Source organism: Mycobacterium sp. E2497, assembly GCF_001668695.1.
GTDB lineage: Bacteria > Actinomycetota > Actinomycetes > Mycobacteriales > Mycobacteriaceae > Mycobacterium.
Map to the genome: position 1 here is coordinate 1 of NZ_LZKD01000105.1, position 17,942 is coordinate 17,942.

17 protein-coding genes and 2 pseudogenes are annotated in these 17,942 nt (G+C 65.0%); 8 read left to right on the forward strand and 11 right to left on the reverse strand.

Features of this window, described 5'->3' with window-relative positions; translation table 11 throughout:
- From A5713_RS08010 to A5713_RS08030, 5 genes are all read right to left on the reverse strand, one after another.
- Positions 1-875: acyl-CoA dehydrogenase family protein (locus tag A5713_RS08010; protein ID WP_197516335.1), on the reverse strand; the 875-nt coding region annotated here is incomplete at its 3' end.
- A gap of 31 nt (positions 876-906) precedes the next feature.
- Positions 907-1,113 (reverse strand): ferredoxin, encoded by a 207-nt coding sequence (locus A5713_RS08015; RefSeq protein ID WP_068094378.1) that lies wholly within the window; start codon positions 1,111-1,113, stop codon positions 907-909.
- Positions 1,110-2,678 carry a class I adenylate-forming enzyme family protein gene (locus A5713_RS08020; RefSeq protein ID WP_369804386.1) on the reverse strand — a complete coding sequence of 523 codons (1,569 nt, stop codon included), beginning with the start codon at positions 2,676-2,678 and terminating at the stop codon, positions 1,110-1,112. The genes A5713_RS08015 and A5713_RS08020 overlap by 4 nt, the downstream gene beginning before the upstream one ends.
- Before the next feature lie 4 nt (positions 2,679-2,682).
- Positions 2,683-3,876: a thiolase family protein gene (locus A5713_RS08025; protein WP_068094380.1), complete on the reverse strand. Its 1,194-nt coding sequence runs from the start codon at positions 3,874-3,876 to the stop codon at positions 2,683-2,685.
- A complete protein-coding gene (locus tag A5713_RS08030) occupies positions 3,876-4,334 on the reverse strand; it encodes a MaoC family dehydratase (RefSeq protein WP_068094381.1) in 459 nt (152 codons plus the stop codon). The genes A5713_RS08025 and A5713_RS08030 overlap by 1 nt, the downstream gene beginning before the upstream one ends.
- Before the next feature lie 107 nt (positions 4,335-4,441).
- Between A5713_RS08030 and A5713_RS08035 the strand changes: the two genes are divergently transcribed.
- Both A5713_RS08035 and A5713_RS08040 read left to right on the forward strand, forming a co-directional pair.
- Complete coding sequence (locus A5713_RS08035; RefSeq protein ID WP_068094384.1) at positions 4,442-5,632, forward strand: thiolase family protein; 1,191 nt, start codon at positions 4,442-4,444, stop codon at positions 5,630-5,632.
- Between the two features lies 1 nt (position 5,633).
- Positions 5,634-6,059, forward strand: coding sequence for a Zn-ribbon domain-containing OB-fold protein (locus A5713_RS08040; protein WP_068094386.1), 426 nt, complete (start codon positions 5,634-5,636; stop codon positions 6,057-6,059).
- Here the strand turns inward: A5713_RS08040 and A5713_RS08045 are convergent.
- Positions 6,034-6,654, reverse strand: a complete 621-nt coding sequence (locus A5713_RS08045; RefSeq protein WP_068094417.1) for a TetR/AcrR family transcriptional regulator — start codon at positions 6,652-6,654, stop codon at positions 6,034-6,036. The two genes, A5713_RS08040 and A5713_RS08045, sit on opposite strands and share 26 nt — an antisense overlap.
- 147 nt (positions 6,655-6,801) lie before the next feature.
- Here A5713_RS08045 and A5713_RS08050 point away from each other — a divergent pair, with 147 nt between their 5' ends.
- Entirely contained in the window at positions 6,802-8,037 is a 1,236-nt protein-coding gene (locus tag A5713_RS08050) for an amidohydrolase family protein (RefSeq protein ID WP_068094389.1), read from the forward strand.
- A 43-nt stretch (positions 8,038-8,080) separates the two neighbouring features.
- Here A5713_RS08050 and A5713_RS29100 read toward each other — a convergent pair.
- A pseudogene (locus tag A5713_RS29100) lies at positions 8,081-8,318 on the reverse strand (metal-sensitive transcriptional regulator); the annotation flags it as partial.
- Between the two features lie 410 nt (positions 8,319-8,728).
- On the opposite strand from A5713_RS29100, the gene A5713_RS08055 reads away from it, so the two are divergent.
- Entirely contained in the window at positions 8,729-9,907 is a 1,179-nt protein-coding gene (locus tag A5713_RS08055) for an NAD(P)/FAD-dependent oxidoreductase (RefSeq protein ID WP_068094393.1), read from the forward strand.
- Between the two features lie 154 nt (positions 9,908-10,061).
- Here the strand turns inward: A5713_RS08055 and A5713_RS08060 are convergent, their stop codons facing one another.
- Together A5713_RS08060 and A5713_RS08065 are read right to left on the reverse strand one after the other, a co-directional pair.
- A complete protein-coding gene (locus A5713_RS08060; RefSeq protein WP_068094400.1) occupies positions 10,062-10,364 on the reverse strand; it encodes a hypothetical protein in 303 nt (100 codons plus the stop codon).
- Positions 10,365-10,391: 27 nt separating this feature from the next.
- Positions 10,392-11,867, reverse strand: a complete 1,476-nt coding sequence (locus A5713_RS08065; RefSeq protein WP_068094421.1) for a class I adenylate-forming enzyme family protein — start codon at positions 11,865-11,867, stop codon at positions 10,392-10,394.
- Between the two features lie 108 nt (positions 11,868-11,975).
- Between A5713_RS08065 and A5713_RS08070 the strand changes: the two genes are divergently transcribed.
- From A5713_RS08070 to A5713_RS08080, 3 genes are read left to right on the forward strand one after another with little or no spacing between them, the layout of a single operon-like run.
- Entirely contained in the window at positions 11,976-13,130 is a 1,155-nt protein-coding gene (locus tag A5713_RS08070; RefSeq protein ID WP_068094403.1) for a thiolase family protein, read from the forward strand.
- Positions 13,131-13,188: 58 nt separating this feature from the next.
- Complete coding sequence (locus A5713_RS08075; protein WP_068094406.1) at positions 13,189-14,682, forward strand: class I adenylate-forming enzyme family protein; 1,494 nt, start codon at positions 13,189-13,191, stop codon at positions 14,680-14,682.
- Positions 14,679-15,809 carry an acyl-CoA dehydrogenase family protein gene (locus A5713_RS08080; protein ID WP_068094407.1) on the forward strand — a complete coding sequence of 377 codons (1,131 nt, stop codon included), beginning with the start codon at positions 14,679-14,681 and terminating at the stop codon, positions 15,807-15,809. Before A5713_RS08075 ends, A5713_RS08080 begins: the two co-directional genes overlap by 4 nt.
- Positions 15,810-15,827: 18 nt before the next feature.
- Here A5713_RS08080 and A5713_RS08085 read toward each other — a convergent pair whose 3' ends face one another.
- Positions 15,828-16,748, reverse strand: coding sequence for a TIGR03619 family F420-dependent LLM class oxidoreductase (locus A5713_RS08085; RefSeq protein WP_068094409.1), 921 nt, complete (start codon positions 16,746-16,748; stop codon positions 15,828-15,830).
- Positions 16,745-17,554, reverse strand: coding sequence for an SDR family NAD(P)-dependent oxidoreductase (locus tag A5713_RS08090; RefSeq protein WP_068094424.1), 810 nt, complete (start codon positions 17,552-17,554; stop codon positions 16,745-16,747). The genes A5713_RS08085 and A5713_RS08090 overlap by 4 nt, the downstream gene beginning before the upstream one ends.
- A 137-nt stretch (positions 17,555-17,691) precedes the next feature.
- Here A5713_RS08090 and A5713_RS08095 point away from each other — a divergent pair.
- Positions 17,692-17,942: pseudogene (locus A5713_RS08095) on the forward strand (amidohydrolase); the annotation flags it as partial.

The window sequence follows — 17,942 nt, forward strand, 5'->3', positions numbered from 1 at the left end:
GCGCGGGCGCTGTTCGCGGCGATCATCCGGACACCGGACTCCAACCTCGCGACGGCCTGACGGACCATCGGGTCGGCATCCAGTTGCTGCGCGCGCATCAACCCCATGACCCGGTCGGTTGTCTTGCGGTACTTGAACTCGTCGGCCAGAAACGCGGTGGCGCGCTCATGGCCGAGCGACGTCCGCATGATGGCCCAACCGCCGCCCTCGTCGCCGACCCGGTGCTCGATCGCGACCTCGACATCGTCGAGGAACACCTCGGCAAAGTGCGCCGCGCCGCTGATGTCGCGCAGCGGGCGCACCTCGATCCCGGGGCTGTCCATCGGGATCAGCAGGTAAGTGATGCCGTCGGTGCCCCGTCCGGCAGGGCCCGTCCTGACCAACGCGAACATCCAGTCGGCCCGGTCGGCCATCGAGGTCCAGACTTTTTGACCGGTGACCCGGTACGCGCCGTTATCCCGCACCGCCCGTGTCGACAGCGACGCCAGATCGCTGCCCGCCCCGGGTTCGGAAAACCCCTGGCACCAAAACTCTTCGGCGCGCAGCAGTGGTTCAAGGAACCGGGCCTTCTGTTCGTCGGTGCCATGGGCGATCAGCGTCGGCGCGACGATGAACGACAGCGGGCAGGGATGTGGCGGCACCCCGGCGGCCGTGGTGATCCGGTAGTACTCGAGTTGCTCGTCGAGGGACAACCCCATTCCGCCGACCGATTTCGGCCACCCCGGAGCTGCCAGCTTCGCATCGACCAGACGGGAGTGCCAGGCCCGGGCGGCGTCGATACGACCAGGGTGAGGGCCGGAACCGGCCGCTTGTTCACGCCGGTAGTCGTCCAGTAGCTCCTGAAGACGCGCCCGCCAATCACCGACCGTGGTCACATCACAAAGCTAACTTGGTTATTTATGTTGGTCAATCCGCCGATCGGTCTTCTTCGAGCACAAGTGCCAGTTCGGGACAGGCCGCGACGCCGTCGCGCGTCTTGCGCTCGTCTTTCGGCTTGACCTCGTGTTCCTCCACGGTGCTGTAGCCGGAGTCATCGATCGGAAACAACTCCGGATCAACGGCATAGCACTGTGCGTGCCCCACACACCTGGACTGCTCGAGACGGACTTTCATGCTGGTTCCTCGCTTCTGTGGCGTAGTTCGACGTGGGCCCTGAGCCGCTTCTTGTCGATTTTCCCGCTGGCCAGGATCGGCAGTTCGTCCACGGTCACCAGCCGTCGCGGGATCTTGTAACCGGCCAACCGCGCGCGGACGCTGTCTTGCACCGTTTTCAGCGTGACCGATGCGCCGGGCTTGACGGTGACGACGGCACAAACGGTTTCGCCCCACTTGTCATCGGGCATCCCGATCACCGCGCAGGACGCGATGCCCTCGCCCCGGCTCACGGCATCCTCGACTTCCGGCGTGTAGACGTTCTCACCACCGGTGATGATCACGTCCTTCTTGCGATCGACCAGATAGAGCAGCCCACGCTCGTCGAATCTGCCGATGTCACCGGTGTGGCACCAACCGTCACGCAAGGTCGCCAGCGTCGCCGCGTGGTCGTCCCAGTAGCCGCGGAAGCACGAGTTCGACTGCACCACAATCTCTCCCGGTGTCCCCGCGGAAACGTCAGCGCCGTCGTCCCCGACGATCCGGACCCGAAAGCCCGGAAAGGGGAACCCCACGGATCGCAGGACCTCCGAGCCCTCGACGGTGTGCAATTCGCGGGGCAGTCCGGAGACGATCGCCTCGGTCTGCCCGTACAGGTTCAGAAACCCGGCGGACGGGATCATCGCCAACGCCCGCTCGAGGACGCGTCGGGGCATCGGCGCGGCGGAATAGACGATCGTCTCCAACGATTCGACTTCCCCCGCGTCGGTCACGGCGTCCAGCAGCGCACCCAGCATCACCGGCGCCAGATGCAGGAGCGTTATGCGCTCCTCGCAGACAAGACGCACCGCGTCGACCGGATCAAATTTCTGCTGCAACACCACTGTTCCGCCACGGGCGTGCAATCCTGCGATTATCGCCATGGCACCGACGTGGAACATCGGCATATTGATCAATCCGCGGTCGGTCGAGCCCGTGCGCATCTCGGCGCTCATGGTGAACGCGACGCGTCGCTGTTCTTGTTGGCCGAGGATGCAGCATTTCGCTGCGCCGGTGGTGCCGCTGGTGAAGATCAGGCAGGCGATGTCGTCGGGTTGCGCGCGCAGCCCTGGTTCGCCGCCGGCGCCGCTGGTGAGAAAGTCCTCGAAATCGACCATCCCATCGGGGTCGGGTCCGCCGATGCGCACCAGCACCGGCTGATCCGACAGTTGGGCGATGACGTCGGCAACCATGGGCGCGTACTCGTCCGCGACGAACACTATCGATGGCCGCACGCGCGCCAGCGCATCGCGCACCTCATCACGCGCCAACCGAAAGTTGATGGTCGCCATGATGATTCCGCTCAGTTGACATGCCGCCATCACCTCACCGAACTCGACGCTGTTGCGGCTCAGTATCGCAACACGGTCCTGGCGTCCTACACCGGCGGACGACATCGCGGAGATCAGTCGCACGGCGCGTTCGCGCAGTCCCGCATGAGTGATTTCGTGATCACCGAGACGGTATGCGATCGCATCGGGGAAGCGCCGGGCATTGTCGGTGACGATGTCACCCAACGTCATCGACGCCTCGCCCGGTTCGGACAGCACGTTACCGGCCGCTCAGCAACATCGATCCGGCGACGGGCCCGCCGCCCACCCCCACGGCGACCACTTCGGGCGTTGTGGGCGCCTGGCGGTCGCCGCCTTCGCCCCACATCTGCACGCACGCCTCATGCAGGAACCCCATGCCGTGCAGTCTCCCACCCGACAACTGTCCGCCGCTGGTGTTGATGGGTAGTTCTCCGTCGAGCGCGATGCGCTCGCCGCCTTCGATGAACTCCCCTGCCTTCCCCTGCTCGCAGAAGCCGAGTGCTTCCAGCCACATCACGGTCAGGAATGAGAAGCCGTCATAGATCTGTGCCATGTCAACATCGCCGGGCGTCAACCTCGTGTTCTGCCAGAGGGTTTGGGCCGAATCGTGGGCGGCCATCGTGGTGAGGTCGCAGCGCTGGTCCCAGGTCGCACGCTCGAACATGCCGGGCCCGACGGACTCCACGGTCAACGGATGGCGGGGCAGCCCCTTCGCGGCGTCGCGGCGCGAGACGATGACGGCCGTGGCTCCGTCGCAGGGGACGTCGCAATCGTAAAGACACAGTGGCTCGGAGATCATTCGCGCGCCGAGGTAGTCGTCCATCGTCATCGGCTCGCGGTAGATGGCGTCGGGGTTCAGTCCGGCGTTGCGGCGGGCGTTGATCGCGATCGCACCGAGTTGTTCTCGGGTCATCCCGTAGTCGTGCATGTACCGCTGCGTGGGCATAGCGAGCCAGTTCGCCGCGGACAACGCCCCGAACGGCGCGACCCACTCGAGGTGGGGAGGCAGCTTGCCGCCCCCGAACAGCACCGACGCGCGGCCACCACCGCCCTGCTGGGCGGCGGTGGATTCCCACACCGACCTGAACACCACGACGTGGTTCGCCAACCCGAGGGTGACCGCCATGCACGCCTCGATCGCCGGGCCGATCTGTCCGGCGGTCTCGAAGCTGGACATGTACCAACGACAGCGCAGCCCGAGAGCGTTGCGCACGTCTTGGATACCGGCGCCGGAAAATCCGGGATCGGGCACTCCGGGACCGGGATAGCTGGCGATCCCGTCGATGTCGTCGACGTCCAGACCGGCGTCGGCGATCGCACGCAGCACCGCCTCCAGCGTCAGGTCCAGGCCGGTCCGGCCCAACCGGCGGCCGACCTGCGACTTGCCCGCACCGGTCAGGACCGCCTTGCCGTCGAAGGGGCCACCGCTCATCAAAACACGTACCTGGCGATCAACTCGGCGACGGCGGCGGGCTTCTGCGACCCGTCGAGCTCGACGGTGTGCCGGACGGTGAGGTTGACGGTGTCGTCACCGGCTCTCACCGCGTCGGCGAGTTCCGATCGCACCCGCACCCGGCTCCCCGCCGTCACCGGCGCCAGGAACCGGACCTTGTTCAGTCCGTAGTTGATGCCCATCCTGGCGTTCTCCACGCGGTAATTGTCCTTGCTCAGACCGGGAATGAGCGACAGGGTCAGAAAGCCGTGAGCAATGGTCGCGCCGTATGGACTTTCGGTTTTCGCGCGCTCCACATCGACGTGGATCCACTGGTGATCCACGGTCACGTCGGCGAACTGGTCGATGCGCGACTGATCCACGTCGAACCACCGACTGACCCCGAGTTCGACGCCAATTGCCGCGACCGCCTCGTCTACCGACCCGATTGTCTTCATTCCACTCCCGTCCGACCCGCCAATACAGATATCTATTTAACGGTATACTCTTGGCGCGAACCAGGGCACCCAATCGGCTGCCTGTCCGACGACCTTTCGGGAGACACATGACGTCGACGACGTCGCGCGCCGCCATCGTGGCCGCCGCCCGCACCCCCATCGGCACTGCCCGCAAGGGAACGCTGGCCCACATGCCCGCCATCGACTTGGCCAAACCGGTCGTCGCGGCGGCCATCGAACGATCGGGATTGGATGCATCCGACTTCGACGACCTGGTGCTCGCCGAGAGCCTGCAGGGCGGCGGAGACAGCGCCCGCTATGTCGCCGTCGACCTGGGTCTGACCGGCATTCCCGGGATGGCGGTCAACCGGCAATGCGCATCGAGCCTTAGCGCGGTCGCGGTGGCCGCGGGGCAGATTGCCGCAGGGATGAGTCGAGCGATCCTGGCCGGCGGGATGGAGTCGTGTTCGACAACGCCGCTGCTGCGCAAGCGCAAGCCGTTCACGACGGGTAAGTCGCCGGACGACTACGAGGACCCCTGGTTCCCGCTGTCACACCCGCCGACCGCGGATGCCCCCGCCCTCGACATGTCCATCACGGTGGCGCACAACTGCGCGGTCCAGTACGCCCTGTCACGCAAAGACCAAGACGAGTGGGCGCTGCGCAGCCACCAGCGCGCGGTCAAGGCCATCGACGCCGGCTCCTTCGTCGACGAGATCGTGCCGCTGCGGGTTCCGCAGCCCGACGGATCGACGGTCACCTTCGCCGAGGACGAACACCCACGCCGCGACACCACCCTCGAGACGCTGTCCGCGTTGAAGGTGCTGCACCCCGAGATCGAGGGATTCACGGTCACCGCAGGGAATTCGTCGGGGATCAACGACGCGGCGGCGGTGGTCGCACTGGCCAGGCCGGACACCGAGCAGGACGTCTTGGCCAACGTGCTGTCGTGGAGTTCGGTCGGCGTGCCGCCGAATCGGACTGGGAGCGGACCGATCTCGGCCATCCCGAAAGCGCTGGAGTTGGCGGGCCGCACTGTTGAGGACGTGGCGCTGTTCGAGATCAACGAGGCGTTCGCCGCTCAGGCGGTGGCATGCGCACGCGAACTGGGCCTCAACGAGGAAATCGTCAACGTGTACGGATCCGGTATCAGCCTTGGCCATCCGATCGCCGCGACGGGCGCGCGGATGGTGACGTCGGCCATCTACGAGCTCCGCCGCCGCGGCGGCGGCATCGGCGTGCTGTCGATGTGCGCGGGCGGCGGAATGGGAGCAGCAATGGTTATCGAGGTGGCATGACATGACTCAGCTCATCGCGGACAATCTTTTCCGGGTCGACGGCGACCGTGCCGTGCTCCAGGGGTCGCGCCGGCGGTCGACCGGTGTGGTGAAATTTCCGGCGGAGCGCCCGGAGCTGTTCGACGCCAATCCCGACGTTCAGGCCGACATCGAGCCGATCGAGTTGCCGACGGAGGGAACGCTTTTCACATTCACGACGCAGGAGTTCCCGCCACCCCTGCCGTACAAGGGTCACCGCTCGCCGGAAGCTTTCCGGCCCTACGTCGTCGGGTTCATCCAGCTCGGCGAGCGGGTTCTTGTCGAGTCGCTGATCATCGGCGCGGATGCGTCGAAACTGCGCATCGGTCAGCAGATGGTGAGCTCCACGACCACCGTGGAGACGGAAGCCGGCGAATTGTTGCTCACGTACGCGTTTCGCCCGGCGTAGCGGCCATGGCAGTGATCGTGTCGGCGACCACGGCGATCATCTCAGCGCGGTCAACGGGGACCAACTGAGCTTGCACGGCATACCACGATCGGTCGAGCAGTCCCATCGCCGCGATGCCGATGACCTCCGGGGAATGCTTGCCGTCGGCACAGATCGCCTGTCCCAGATTCCAGGCGGCGCGCGTCATCATATGGTTCCGCGAGCGGCGGAACTCCTCGTCGTCCGGTGCGGTATGCGCGGCCGCAGTGACGAACGCGCCGTGCCGGTCCATGTAGTCGAAGTACTCGCCGACCCACGCCCGGAGGGCGTCGGGCCTTCCAGACGTGACCGCATCACGGCAGTGGGCGATCACCGCAAGCACGTCGTGATAGGCGGTCTTGCCGAGCACGTTGAATATCTCGCGCTTGTCCTTGAAGTAGGTGTAGAAACCCGCGCGTGAGATCCCGCAGGCTTCGGTGATCGCGTTGATCGGCGTGCCCCGGAATCCACGCTCCAGGAACAGCCGCCTGCTGGCGTCGAGGATTGCCGAACGAGTGCGCTCACCACGGCTCATGCCGAGCAGATCCTCGGCGGTGGCAGCTTGCGACACGGTCATCTGCGCAACATACATGACAGAAACGTCGGACGCTAATTTACGCACTTAAAACCCACTCTGCAGTCATAGTCAGGCAAGAACTTGACACTTGCGTCAAGTTGCGGCAAGCTCAGTGCGAACCCAAACGAGACGTGGAGGCGCGGCCTGATGACGCAGTTCACCGATGCACCGATCTTCGATGCCGATCAGCACATGTACGAGACGCCTGACGCGCTGCTCAAGTACCTGCCGGAGAAGTACAAGTCAAAGGTGCAGTTCGTCCAGATCGGCAGGCACACTCGTATCGCCATCCTGAACAAGATCACCGACTACATGCCCAACCCGACGTTTGAGCGGGTCGCCGCTCCCGGAGCGCACGAGAAGTTCTACTCCGGCCAGAACCCCGAGGGGCTGAGCATGCGGGAGATGTCGGGGCGCGGCATCGACTGTCCGCCCGCCGCGCGCAACCCGGAGGACCGGATCGCCGAACTCGACCGGCAAGGCGTCGACGCGTGCCTGAATTACCCCACACTCGCCAACCTGGTCGAGCATTCCTCAGCCGAGGATCCCGAATTGACCGCAGCCATCATCCACGCCTTGAACCAGTGGATATTCGAACATTGGGGATTCACCCACGCCGGCCGCATCTACACCACGCCGGTGATCAACCTCGGCCTCGTTGACGAAGGGCGCCGCGAACTCGACTTCATCCTCAGCAACGGCGCCAAGGTCGCTCTGATCAAGCCGGCCCCGGTGAAGGGCTACAAGGGCTGGCGTTCCCCCGCGCTGCCGGAATTCGACCCGTTCTGGCGCGATGTCGAATCGGCGGGACTTCCCATCGTTCTGCACGCGAGCCAGCCCCCCTTGCAGGAATACATCGAGAAGTGGGAGCCGGCCGACACGAGCAACGCCTTCGAGATGTCGGCGTTCAAGTGGACCGCGCTGGGTCACCGCGAGATCGCCGACATGTTGACCAGCTTGATCTGCCACGGCACGCTGACCCGCTTCCCGAAGCTGCGTATCGCCAGCGTCGAGAATGGAAGCTCTTGGATCAAACCGCTTTTCGATGATCTGCAGTCCACGTATGGCAAGATGCCGCAGAATTTCCCCGAACACCCGCACGACGTGTTCCGCCGCAACATCTGGGTCAGCCCGTTCTGGGAGGGCTCGGTTGCGGACGTAGTCGAGACCGTCGGTTGGGACAAGGTGTTGTTCGGCTCCGACTGGCCGCACCCCGAAGGCCTGGAGACTCCGCGTGGCTACTTCAAGTACGCCGAGGGCATGGACCGGAGACGCACGTACGACTTCATGGGCGACAACGCCCGCCGGTTCATGGGGCTTCCGATTGCCAATCCTGATCCGGACGCCGTCAAGCCGCCGGTCCTGCAAACCGCCGGGGCTTGACCACGACGCCGCTCTTGTTGTAGCAGGACACGTCTCTTCGTCGTGCAAGAGATAAAGACGGCTTCTCAAGTTCCACTTCGGTGAGGCGTGGCGGTGTGCCGGCTCGGTTGCTCGCGATGCAGAGCCGGATGCCGGATGCCACGATTTTTGAATCCGGCCCGGTCGAGGACGGGCGATACGGCTATCAGTTGAGTGACGACGTCTTTGCGGTCACGGCCTTGTTCCGTCATGGCGATGAAGCCGGTGAGGCGGCCTCGGGCCCGACGTAGTCGGTTGAGCAACGACTCACGACTCTAGCCCAGAGCCGGGTACCGGCATCCCGCTGCTGCGCTGAGCGTCGCGGTCGTTTGCACCCTCAGGACGTTGGCAGCCAACTCGTGGCTAGTCAGCAGGCTCCGACAGCTTCGCTGCTCACGCACGCTTACCGACGTCGCGCATGCGCCCCGGTCAGTTGATCTCGGCTCCCGCGCCTTTACCCCTAGGGGTATGGGTATATACGATGGCGTATATAGCGCAGACATGCCGCAAAGGCCGAGGCTCCGGTGGAGCTGTCAACCGTCGCAGATCACGTTCTGGCGCAAAGGATCTCAGCTGGGAGGGAAAGGTTGACTGCGCAACGCAACAGCCACGGTCTCAGAACCAACATGCATCAACCAGCGTGCAACATCGCAGAAAACAGCAAGGAGACGCCATGACACAGAAGCTCCTCGTTCTAGGTGCCGGAATCGGCGGGCTGAGCGTCGTCAAGGAGCTGTCCGGGTTTGGAGTTGATCGCGGCGATCTCGACGTCACCGTCGTCGACGAAGATTTCTCGCATTTCCTGGGCTTCACCTTGCCGTGGGTGATGCGTGGTTGGCGCGGCCGCAACAGTGTGCCGATCCGGCCCAGCGCTGACGCACTGACCGGAGTGCGCCGCGTCACGGGCACCGTGCGCGCTATCGACCCCGCGACGCACACCGTGACACTGACCGATGGCACCGGCCTCGGGTTCGACGCGCTAGTGGTCGCCACCGGCGCGCGCAACGCCATCGAACGAACTCCTGGATTGGGCGAGGCCGTCGAGCGCGGCAGCGCGGTGCACTACTACAGCGCCGATGCCGCCTCGCAGGCGCATCAGGCCCTGCGCGAATTCGCCGGAGGCAGACTGGTGTTCTTGGTGACTTCGCAACCCTACCGCTGCCCGGTCGCGCCCTACGAGGGATCACTGCTGGCCGCGGACCTGCTCCGCGACAACGGATCACGATCGCGCACCACCATATCGGTCTATAGCCCCGAAAAACATCCGATGCCGTCCGCGGGCCCATTCGCAGGGCCCGAACTCGTCGAGCTGCTCAATGACAACGGCATTGCTTTCTTCGGCGAGCACACCGTCGACCACATCGAGGCGGACCGCAAGCAAATCCACTTCCAGGACGGCGACGTGGTCCCGTTCGATCTGCTGGTGTTCATCCCGCCGCACGAACCGGCCGTGACAATCGACGGTCAGGGCTGGATCAGCGTCGACCCGACTACCATGCAGACACAATTCCCGGGAATTTTCGCGATCGGCGACGCCACCGCCATCAACTCTCCGTCTGGGCGTCCACTGCCCAAAGCGGCCATCTTCGCCAAAAACGGTGCTCGAGCCGCAGCGGCAAACGCGTTGCACTACCTCGGCAGGACCGACACCGAAGCGGCGCTGTCCGGAGAGGGATACTGCTACGTCGACACCGGAAGCGGCGAATCAGCGCTGGGTCAAGGCAATTTCTTCACCATGCCCCACCCAGCGATCCATCTCAGCGCGCCCTCAGAAAAGCTGCACCATGACAAGCGCGATGAAGAACGCGCCTGGCGAGCCACATGGGAACACGCCGCATCAACGACTCGATGAGGTGCCTCACCGATCTTCGTTTACGGGCTGGCCTGAGACTGGGCAATTTCCGTAGCCACGAGCTCTGTACCGCACCGCTGTTCGACGCCACGGCCGTGGCAGGAGGACTTACCGGCGTGCGGCAGACCGACTCGTCCCGACGCCGCGCGATTGATTAATCGCTGGCGGGCAACGGTTTTGCCTCTTTGATTGCCAGCGGGGTGTTGCCGACACTCAATGCCCCGACACCAGACTTGGTCACCAGCACTTCGGCGCCGGCGGCGTCGACGTAGCGCTTGCCCATCGTGCTGCCGCCGGCGAAAGCCGGGTCCAGGTCGGCGTGGGGTGACTTCTGCGCGTCGAGGGCCACCATCGGCTCTCCCCCGCAACGCAAGTCATCGAGACTGTCGGCAGACCGCACGACGATGACCTGCGTATCGCACACCTGGCTCTGCAGCCGGGTCCCGTTCTTGATCATGTGCAGCTCCTTGACTTTCGTTGCCGGCTAATGCCGTCCGGCCGTAGTTTGCAGCGTTTCAACGATTTCGCGACGCAGCACCTTGCCCGTCGCGGTTGTCGGCAAGTGATCGCGGAACACGATGCGGTCAGGGGTGCGTGAGCCCCGTAGCGATTTGCGAACGAACTCGCGCAGTTCTTCGACATCCGGCTCGGCGGCCGCCTCGGGTACCACGATCGCGACGATGATCTGGCCCCACTGCGGGTCGTCGACGCCGACCACCACCACCTCGTGGACGTCGGGATGCTCGACGAGCACGTCCTCCACCTCCGCCGGCGCGATGTTCTCGCCACCGCGAATGATCGTGTCGTCGGATCGGCCACCGATGAACAGGTAGCCGTCGTCGTCGAGCATCGCGGTGTCCCTGGTGGGAAACCAGCCTTCGGCGTCGAGCACTGAACCGATTCCGGTGTATCGGCCTGACACCTGTGGCCCCCGCACGAACAACTCGCCCACCTGACCGGGCGCGAGCACCGTGCCGTTCTCGTCACGGATCTGGACCTCGATACCCGGCACCGGCCTGCCGACCGAGCCGAGCCGGCGCGCCGCGGCCTCCTCGGTTGCGCCGTGCGCCGTGCGGTGGTCCTCGGGCGTGAGAACGGCGATGGTAGAGCTTGTTTCGGTGAGCCCGTACGCGTTGACGAGGCCGACGTGAGGCAGCGCGGCGATAGTCTTGCGGACCAACGGTAGACCGACTTTCGAGCCACCGTACGCCAGCGTGCGCAGCGTCGGGAGATCCGTGGGACTGACCTCCAGTTCGGCGATGATGCGGTCGAGCATCGTGGGCACCACCGTCGCAGTGGTCACCCGCTCGTCGCGCACCAACTGCGCCCACTCCCGCGGATCGAACTTGCGCAGGTAGACGATCCGTCGGCCTGCATAGAGATTCGACAGCGCCGCGCCAACGCCGGCAATGTGATAGGGCGGCACGCACACCAGCGCCGCATCGTCGGCGTCGGCGGACCCGAATTCGACTGTGCCCGTGACGTAACCGGTCAGATTGTTGTGCGTCAGCTCGACGGCCTTCGGCGCAGATGTAGTACCCGAGGTGAACAAGACGATCGCCACATCCTCGGGATCGGCGAACTCCTCGACCGGATCGCCGACGCGAGCGGCTTCGATGAACTCCTCCGACCTCATCACGCGCTTACCCGCGCCGGCGACCAGTTCCACGTACTGAGGGTCGGCGACGACCATCGGCGCCGGCAGGCGCCCGATCAACTGCTGCAAACCCTCCGCGCTCAGACGGTAGTTCAACGGCGTGAACGGAGTTGCGGCCCGCGCTGACGAGAAGATCAGCAACGGCAGCAGTGCCCCGCCGGTGCCGACATAAGCCACGTGCTCAACTCCGGACTCGCCGATGACTCCGGCTCCCCCGCTTGCGAGCCGGCTCAACTTGGAGGTGGTCAGCCGCGTCTCACCATCGACCACGGCAAGACGGTCGGGATCGCCGGAGACGGCCATCTCCAGCAACAGTGCAATGCTCAACGCCCTGCCCCTTCTTGAATCCGATATATAGTTATAGACTTAGTGTCCGCTGGAGTCCAACCTGCCACCCGCCGAAGGAGCACCATGAGCACAACGCCAGACATCGCGATCATCGGCGTTGGGCTCCATCCATTCGGTCGTTACGAGGACCGGTCGGCGCTAGAGATGGGCGCTGTTGCGATCGGCCGCGCGCTTCGCGATGCGGGGGTGCAGTGGTCGGACGTCGGCAGCCTGTACGCCGGGAGCCTCGAAGTCGCCAACCCCGAGGCGGTCACCGGACTGGCCGGAATGACTGGGTTGCCTGCGCGCGCGACCCTGAGCGGCTGCGCCACGGGCAACTCCCTGCTCACGCTGGCCGCGCATGACGTCCAACTGGGCGAAGCCGAGATCGCTGTCGGTGTCGGTCTCGACAAACACCCGCGCGGCGCCTTCGGCGCCGATCCCGCCGTCGCCGGGCTGCCGCAGTGGTACGGCGACCAAGGCATGTTCCTGACCACCCACTACTTCGGCACGAAGATCATGCGCTACATGCATGACCACGGCATCAGCGAACCGACCCTGGCACGCGTGTCTGCCAAAAACTTGGCGAACGGCGCGCTTGCGCCTCATGCGTGGCGCCGGAAAGCCATGAGCGTTGAAGCAATCCTGGCGTCACCGGTCGTCAACGCTCCACTGCGCCAATACATGTATTGCAATCCCAACGAGGGCGCAGCGGCCGTGGTGGTCTGCCGTGCCGACGTGGCCAAGCGCTACACCGACACTCCCATTTATCTACGCTCCACGGCGCTTCGGAGTCGCCGCGAGGGTGCATACGAACTGCTGCGCACCTCGATCGAACTTCCTCTGGTGCCGGGCACCACCGCGGAAGCGGCACACGCTGCGTACGAACAGGCCGGCATCGGCCCGGAGGACGTCGACGTCGCGCAACTGCAGGACACCGACTCGGGCTCCGAAATCATCCACATGGCCGAGACGGGGCTCTGCAAGGACGGCGAGCAGGAGGCTCTCCTACACGACGGTGCTACGGAAATCGGTGGCCGCTTGCCGATCAACACCGACGGCGGTCTGCTCGCCAACGGAGAACCGGTGGGCGCATCCGGGCTGCGGCAGGTATACGAACTCGTCCATCAGTTGCGCGGAACTGCCGGTGATCGCCAGGTGCCCAACGATCCGCGCGTCGCGCTGGCTCAGCTCTACGGATCCCCGGGCACCGCCGCGGTCGCCATCCTGTCGAGATGAACGAGCCTGCGGACGACGGCCCGCGCACGCGAGGGGTGGATCTGCAAGAGGTCGGGCAATGACACGCGACACCATCGCCGGACTGCTCGACGAAACTGCAAGTGCCCGGCCGAACCAGCCGTTGCTCCGTGAAGAATCGGGCGCGACGCTCACCGTTGCTGACGTGGCGTCACTCTCGGCGGCAGGCACCCGCTGGCTCGCGCAGGCGGGTGTCCAATCTCAAATGACGGTGGCGTGGCAATTGCCGTCGCACAGTCGCGCGGCGGTCCTGATGCTGGCGCTCGCTCGAACGCAGGTGACGCAGGCGCCCGTGCTCCATCTGTACCGGCAGCGCGAGGTTCGCGCCGCACTCGATGTCGCCGGTGCCGATATCTTGGTCGTCGACGGATCCACCGAGGCCAACGCCCCGGCCGATGTACCCGTCGTCAGGTTGCCCGACGACTTCTTCGATGTACTGCGCGACATGGCCGGCGGTGTCGATCCCATGCTGGTCGGAATCCGGTTGGCCGAGGACGCCAGGTGGATCTACTTCACCTCCGGCGCGACGGGCCGGCCGAAGGGCGTCAAGCACACGGACGCCACACTGTTGGCGGCGGCCCGCGGCTTCACAGCGCACCTCGGACTCGGCGACCACGCCAATGAGATTGGGACGATTGCGTTTCCGATCGCCCACGTAGGCGGAATTCTTTACGTGGCAAGCGGTTTGATCGGCGCATTCTCGGCGCTCATGGTGCCCAAGGTCGATGCCGCCCAGCTCCCCGGCCTGTTGGCGGCCCACCGGGTCACGGTGTCCGGCTCCAGCACCGCGTTCTATCAGATGCTGTTCTCGGCGCAGCTGGCATCCGGCAGCGACGAGCCGCTGATTCCGTCGCTGCGGATGTTGATCGGTGGCGGGGCACCCTGCCCGTCCGAGCTGCATCGAAAGGTGCGCCGGCACATGGGTGTACCAATCCTGCATGCCTACGGCATGACCGAAGCGCCGATGATTTGCGTCAGCGAGGCCACCGATAACGAAGAGCAGCAGTCCAACACGTCCGGAAGGCCGATCCCGGGGACCGAAATTCGGGTCGACGCGGCCGGTGAGATCCAGTTGCGGGGCGCCAACCTGACACCGGGCTATGTGGACGACGAACAGTGGTCACGCGCGGTGACACCGGACGGCTGGTTCCGCACCGGCGACCGGGGCCACCTGCGCCCCGACGGACGCATCGTGGTCACCGGCCGAATCAAGGACCTGATCATCCGCAAGGGCGAAAACATCTCCCCCGACGAGATCGAGAACGAATTGCTCGCACACCCACTCATCGACGCTGTCGCGGTGGTGGGCCAGCCGGATGAACTGCGCGGGGAAGCTGTCTGCGCGATCGTCCGACGCTCGCCCGGCCAACCCGACCTCACCCTCGACGAGCTGTGCGGCTTTCTGGACCAACGCGGTCTGATGAAACAGAAGTGGCCCGAACGCCTGGTCATCGTCGACGAGTTTCCGCTCACCGGGCTGGGCAAGATCGCGAAATCCGAGCTCTCCCGACAGATCGCAGGAGGAAGTCGATGACGGCGTTGGACGTCGACGAACGTCAACATCTCGCGCATTCCGTTCGCGCCGCCTGTGAGCGGCTGGCACCCGAAGACCGGGTACGCGCGGTGGCGTATGACAGTGACGGCGACGAGCGCGGCATCGACACGCAATTGTGGAAGGTGCTGTGCAATCAGGTAGGGGTGACCGCGATCGCGCTGCCTGATCACCTCGGCGGAGCCGGCTTCGGCGCAACGGCACTGGGCGTGGTTGCCCACGAGTTGGGCCGGGCGCTGGCGCCCGTGCCGTTCCTCGCGTCGGCGGTGCTGGCCACCGGACTCTTGATCGAACTGCGGGACGCGGATCCGAACTCAGAGGGCCGACTGGCGGAGCTGGTCCAGGGCAACCGCACCGCTGCGGCGGTCCTCACCGGCGACGGCGGACTGTGGCGGCGTGGCGCTGTCACTCTCAATGCCGAGTCCACGGCCGATGGCTGGATTATCACTGGCGTGGCGCGGCACGTGCTCAACGGAAGCGCCGCAGACGATTTGGTGGTCGTTGCGAACGTCGGCGGGCGACCGGAGTTGTTCGTCGTCGACGCCGCCAGTGTCAGCGCCGAGCGCGAGCCTGTGCTGGACGGCACTCGTCCGATGGCGACACTGGCGTTCGCCGGTGCACCGGCGGTGCGACTGTCCGGCAGAGATCCCGTCGACGGTGTAATCGGACGCGCGGTCGATCTCGCCATAGCTGTGTTGAGCGCCGAGCAGGTCGGCGCGTGCGAACGCGTGCTCGAGATCTCGACGGAATACGCCCGAACGCGTGAGCAATTCAACCGGCCGATCGGCAGTTTCCAGGCGATCAAACACAAATGCGCGGACATGCTCGTCGACCTCGAGTGGGCACGATCGGCTTCTCAAGCGGCGTTGCAAGCGGCAGACGGTGACATCCCGGACGAGCTGGGTTGGCGTTCGAGCATGGCAAAAGCGGTGTGTTCGGAAGCCCTGCGCAGAGTAGCGAACGCCAACGTGCAGATTCACGGCGGCATCGGCTTCACCTGGGAGGACTCCGCACACCTGTACGTCCGCCGAGCCTGCACCGATGAGGTGCTATTCGGCGGGCCCGCAGGCCACTGGGACCGATTGGCCGTCGAAGCGAAGATCCTGTGACGGCCGGGGCATGCCCGCCTACGCGGTCATGCCGAAATGCTCAGCGAAGCGGGTGAGGTAGGTTTCGGCCGCCGTTGCCGAGGAGGCGTCGGCGTGGGCGAGAATACGGGTCGCGCCGGCGCGCGCCATGGCGGAAACGTATTGGTCCAGTACGGACACCGCGGCCGCATCGTCGAAGTCGACTGCGGGGGCGGCGACCTGAATGTGCACGCTGTTCGGGTCGCGGCCGGATGCCGTGAGCATCTCTCGCAGTCTGTCGACCGCTCGTGAAAAGTCTTCCACCCCTTCGATCGCGGCCGTCCGGACCGACGACGCCATGGATGCCGGGGCCACCACGGCGCTCCAGCCGCTGCCGTGCTCAACGACGCGTCGCAGCGTCGCGACGCTGTTGCCACCGATCCACAGCGGTGGATGGGGCTTTTGGATCGGCCCGTCGAGGTTCATTTCGCCGGTGGCGGCAAAATTCGTTCCCGAGATCGGCTCTTCAGGATGGGTCCAGATCCGTCGCAGCGCAGCCAGCGATTCGTTGAAGAGCTGGACTCGGGCGTCGAAATCGACTCCCAGAGCAGCGAACTCGGAACGAAGGTAACCGGCTCCCACGCCGGCGATCAACCGTCCACCGGAGACGATGTCCAACGACGTCAGCGTTTTGGCAGTCAGGTACGGATTCCGAAACGGCAACACATACAGATGCGTCATCAACCGTATCGTTGTGGTGGCGGCCGCGAAAAAGGCCAATGCGACGGCGGGCTCGAAGGTGTTGTGGCCGCCGCCCCGTCGCCATTTCGCCGACGGTGCCGGATGGTCGGCTAGCGCGATGGCTTCGAAGCCGAGCGCTTGGGCCTGATGGGCGATCGCGCGCATGACGGTCGGATCACGGAACTCAGGACTCGCAGTCGGTACGTCACTTGGATATTCGAGTGTGAATTTGAAAGTCAATAGATCGATCCCGTCGCTCCGCCGTCGATGTGAAGGTTCATCCCGTTGAAGAAATCGGCTTTCGGGCTGGCGAGCATCGTGACCGCATAGGCGACATCACTGACTTGACCGATTCGATGGACGGTCTGCCCGGTACCTTTCAGCACATATTCCGCGGCGCGGTCCAGATCGCCGCCCCAGCCGCGGCGTTCGGCGAAGGTGCGCAAAAAGTCACGTAGCCCGCTGGTCATGATCATGCCCGGCATTACCGTGTTGACGGTTACACCGCTGCCCGCCAAGGCTTTTGACAGCCCCATGGACATGTTGATCATTGCCGCCTTGGACGGTCCGTAATCCGGCTGGCCCGACGTCGGGATGATGCCCGCCGCGGAGGCGATCTGGATGATCCTGCCCCAACCGTTGTCCTTCATCGCTGGCGCCAGCGCGTGAATCAGGTGGCCCGCCGAAAGCACGTTGCGCTGATAGGTGTTCCCCCACTCCGATACGGGCAGGGCGAACCACGACTGCACTCCAGTTTCCGACGCTCCCCCGGCGTTGTTCACGAGGATGTCTATCCCGCCGAAGGCCGCGAGGGCCGTTCTCGCTACGTCCGCGGCGCCGACCTCGGTAGCCAGGTCGCCTACGGCGGTGGCGACCCGCCCACCACTGTCTCGAATCACATTGGCAACCAATGCCACTCGTTCTGCGTTACGACCGTGGATGACCACGGACACCCCCTCGGCGGCGAGCGCCGTGGCGATGCCCGCGCCGATTCCCGAACTGCTGCCGGTGACGAGGGCCCGCTTGCCCTCCAAGTCGAAGTTCACGACCACACCTCCGATCACGGTCCTATGACCGCGGGGCGACAACCGCTTGCCGCATCGTCCGGTAGGCTACTACACTGGTTGGAAATAACTAAATGTTTTTCTATTTTGTCCGTCCCTCGAAGCGCAAGGAAGCACCGATGCCTCTGCAGCCCTGGATGCAACTGATCTCCGTCGACGACCACCTGATCGAGCATCCCAAGGTGTGGAGCGACCGCCTTCCCAAGAAATACTTGGAAGCGGGTCCGAAGATCATCGAGTGGGAACGACCCGACACCGGCCAGATGTGTCAGGTGTGGGAGTACGAAGGCCGCATCTACCCCTACATCGGGCTCAACGCCGTGGCGGGCAAAAAGCCCGAGGAATACGGCATCGAACCGGTCCGCTACGA

What these genes read in the sequence shown, in the direction of transcription:
- A5713_RS08035 (WP_068094384.1), top strand. Translation starts at nt 4,442, where the DNA reads ATGACGTCGACGACGTCGCGCGCCGCCATCGTGGCCGCCGCCCGCACC.
- A5713_RS08080 (WP_068094407.1), top strand. Translation starts at nt 14,679, where the DNA reads ATGACGGCGTTGGACGTCGACGAACGTCAACATCTCGCGCATTCCGTT.
- A5713_RS08050 (WP_068094389.1), top strand. Translation starts at nt 6,802, where the DNA reads ATGACGCAGTTCACCGATGCACCGATCTTCGATGCCGATCAGCACATG.
- A5713_RS08025 (WP_068094380.1), bottom strand. Translation starts at nt 3,876, where the DNA reads ATGAGCGGTGGCCCCTTCGACGGCAAGGCGGTCCTGACCGGTGCGGGC.
- A5713_RS08070 (WP_068094403.1), top strand. Translation starts at nt 11,976, where the DNA reads ATGAGCACAACGCCAGACATCGCGATCATCGGCGTTGGGCTCCATCCA.
- A5713_RS08065 (WP_068094421.1), bottom strand. Translation starts at nt 11,867, where the DNA reads ATGGCCGTCTCCGGCGATCCCGACCGTCTTGCCGTGGTCGATGGTGAG.
- A5713_RS08060 (WP_068094400.1), bottom strand. Translation starts at nt 10,364, where the DNA reads ATGATCAAGAACGGGACCCGGCTGCAGAGCCAGGTGTGCGATACGCAG.
- A5713_RS08055 (WP_068094393.1), top strand. Translation starts at nt 8,729, where the DNA reads ATGACACAGAAGCTCCTCGTTCTAGGTGCCGGAATCGGCGGGCTGAGC.
- A5713_RS08030 (WP_068094381.1), bottom strand. Translation starts at nt 4,334, where the DNA reads ATGAAGACAATCGGGTCGGTAGACGAGGCGGTCGCGGCAATTGGCGTC.
- A5713_RS08040 (WP_068094386.1), top strand. Translation starts at nt 5,634, where the DNA reads ATGACTCAGCTCATCGCGGACAATCTTTTCCGGGTCGACGGCGACCGT.
- A5713_RS08045 (WP_068094417.1), bottom strand. Translation starts at nt 6,654, where the DNA reads ATGACCGTGTCGCAAGCTGCCACCGCCGAGGATCTGCTCGGCATGAGC.
- A5713_RS08015 (WP_068094378.1), bottom strand. Translation starts at nt 1,113, where the DNA reads ATGAAAGTCCGTCTCGAGCAGTCCAGGTGTGTGGGGCACGCACAGTGC.
- A5713_RS08075 (WP_068094406.1), top strand. Translation starts at nt 13,189, where the DNA reads ATGACACGCGACACCATCGCCGGACTGCTCGACGAAACTGCAAGTGCC.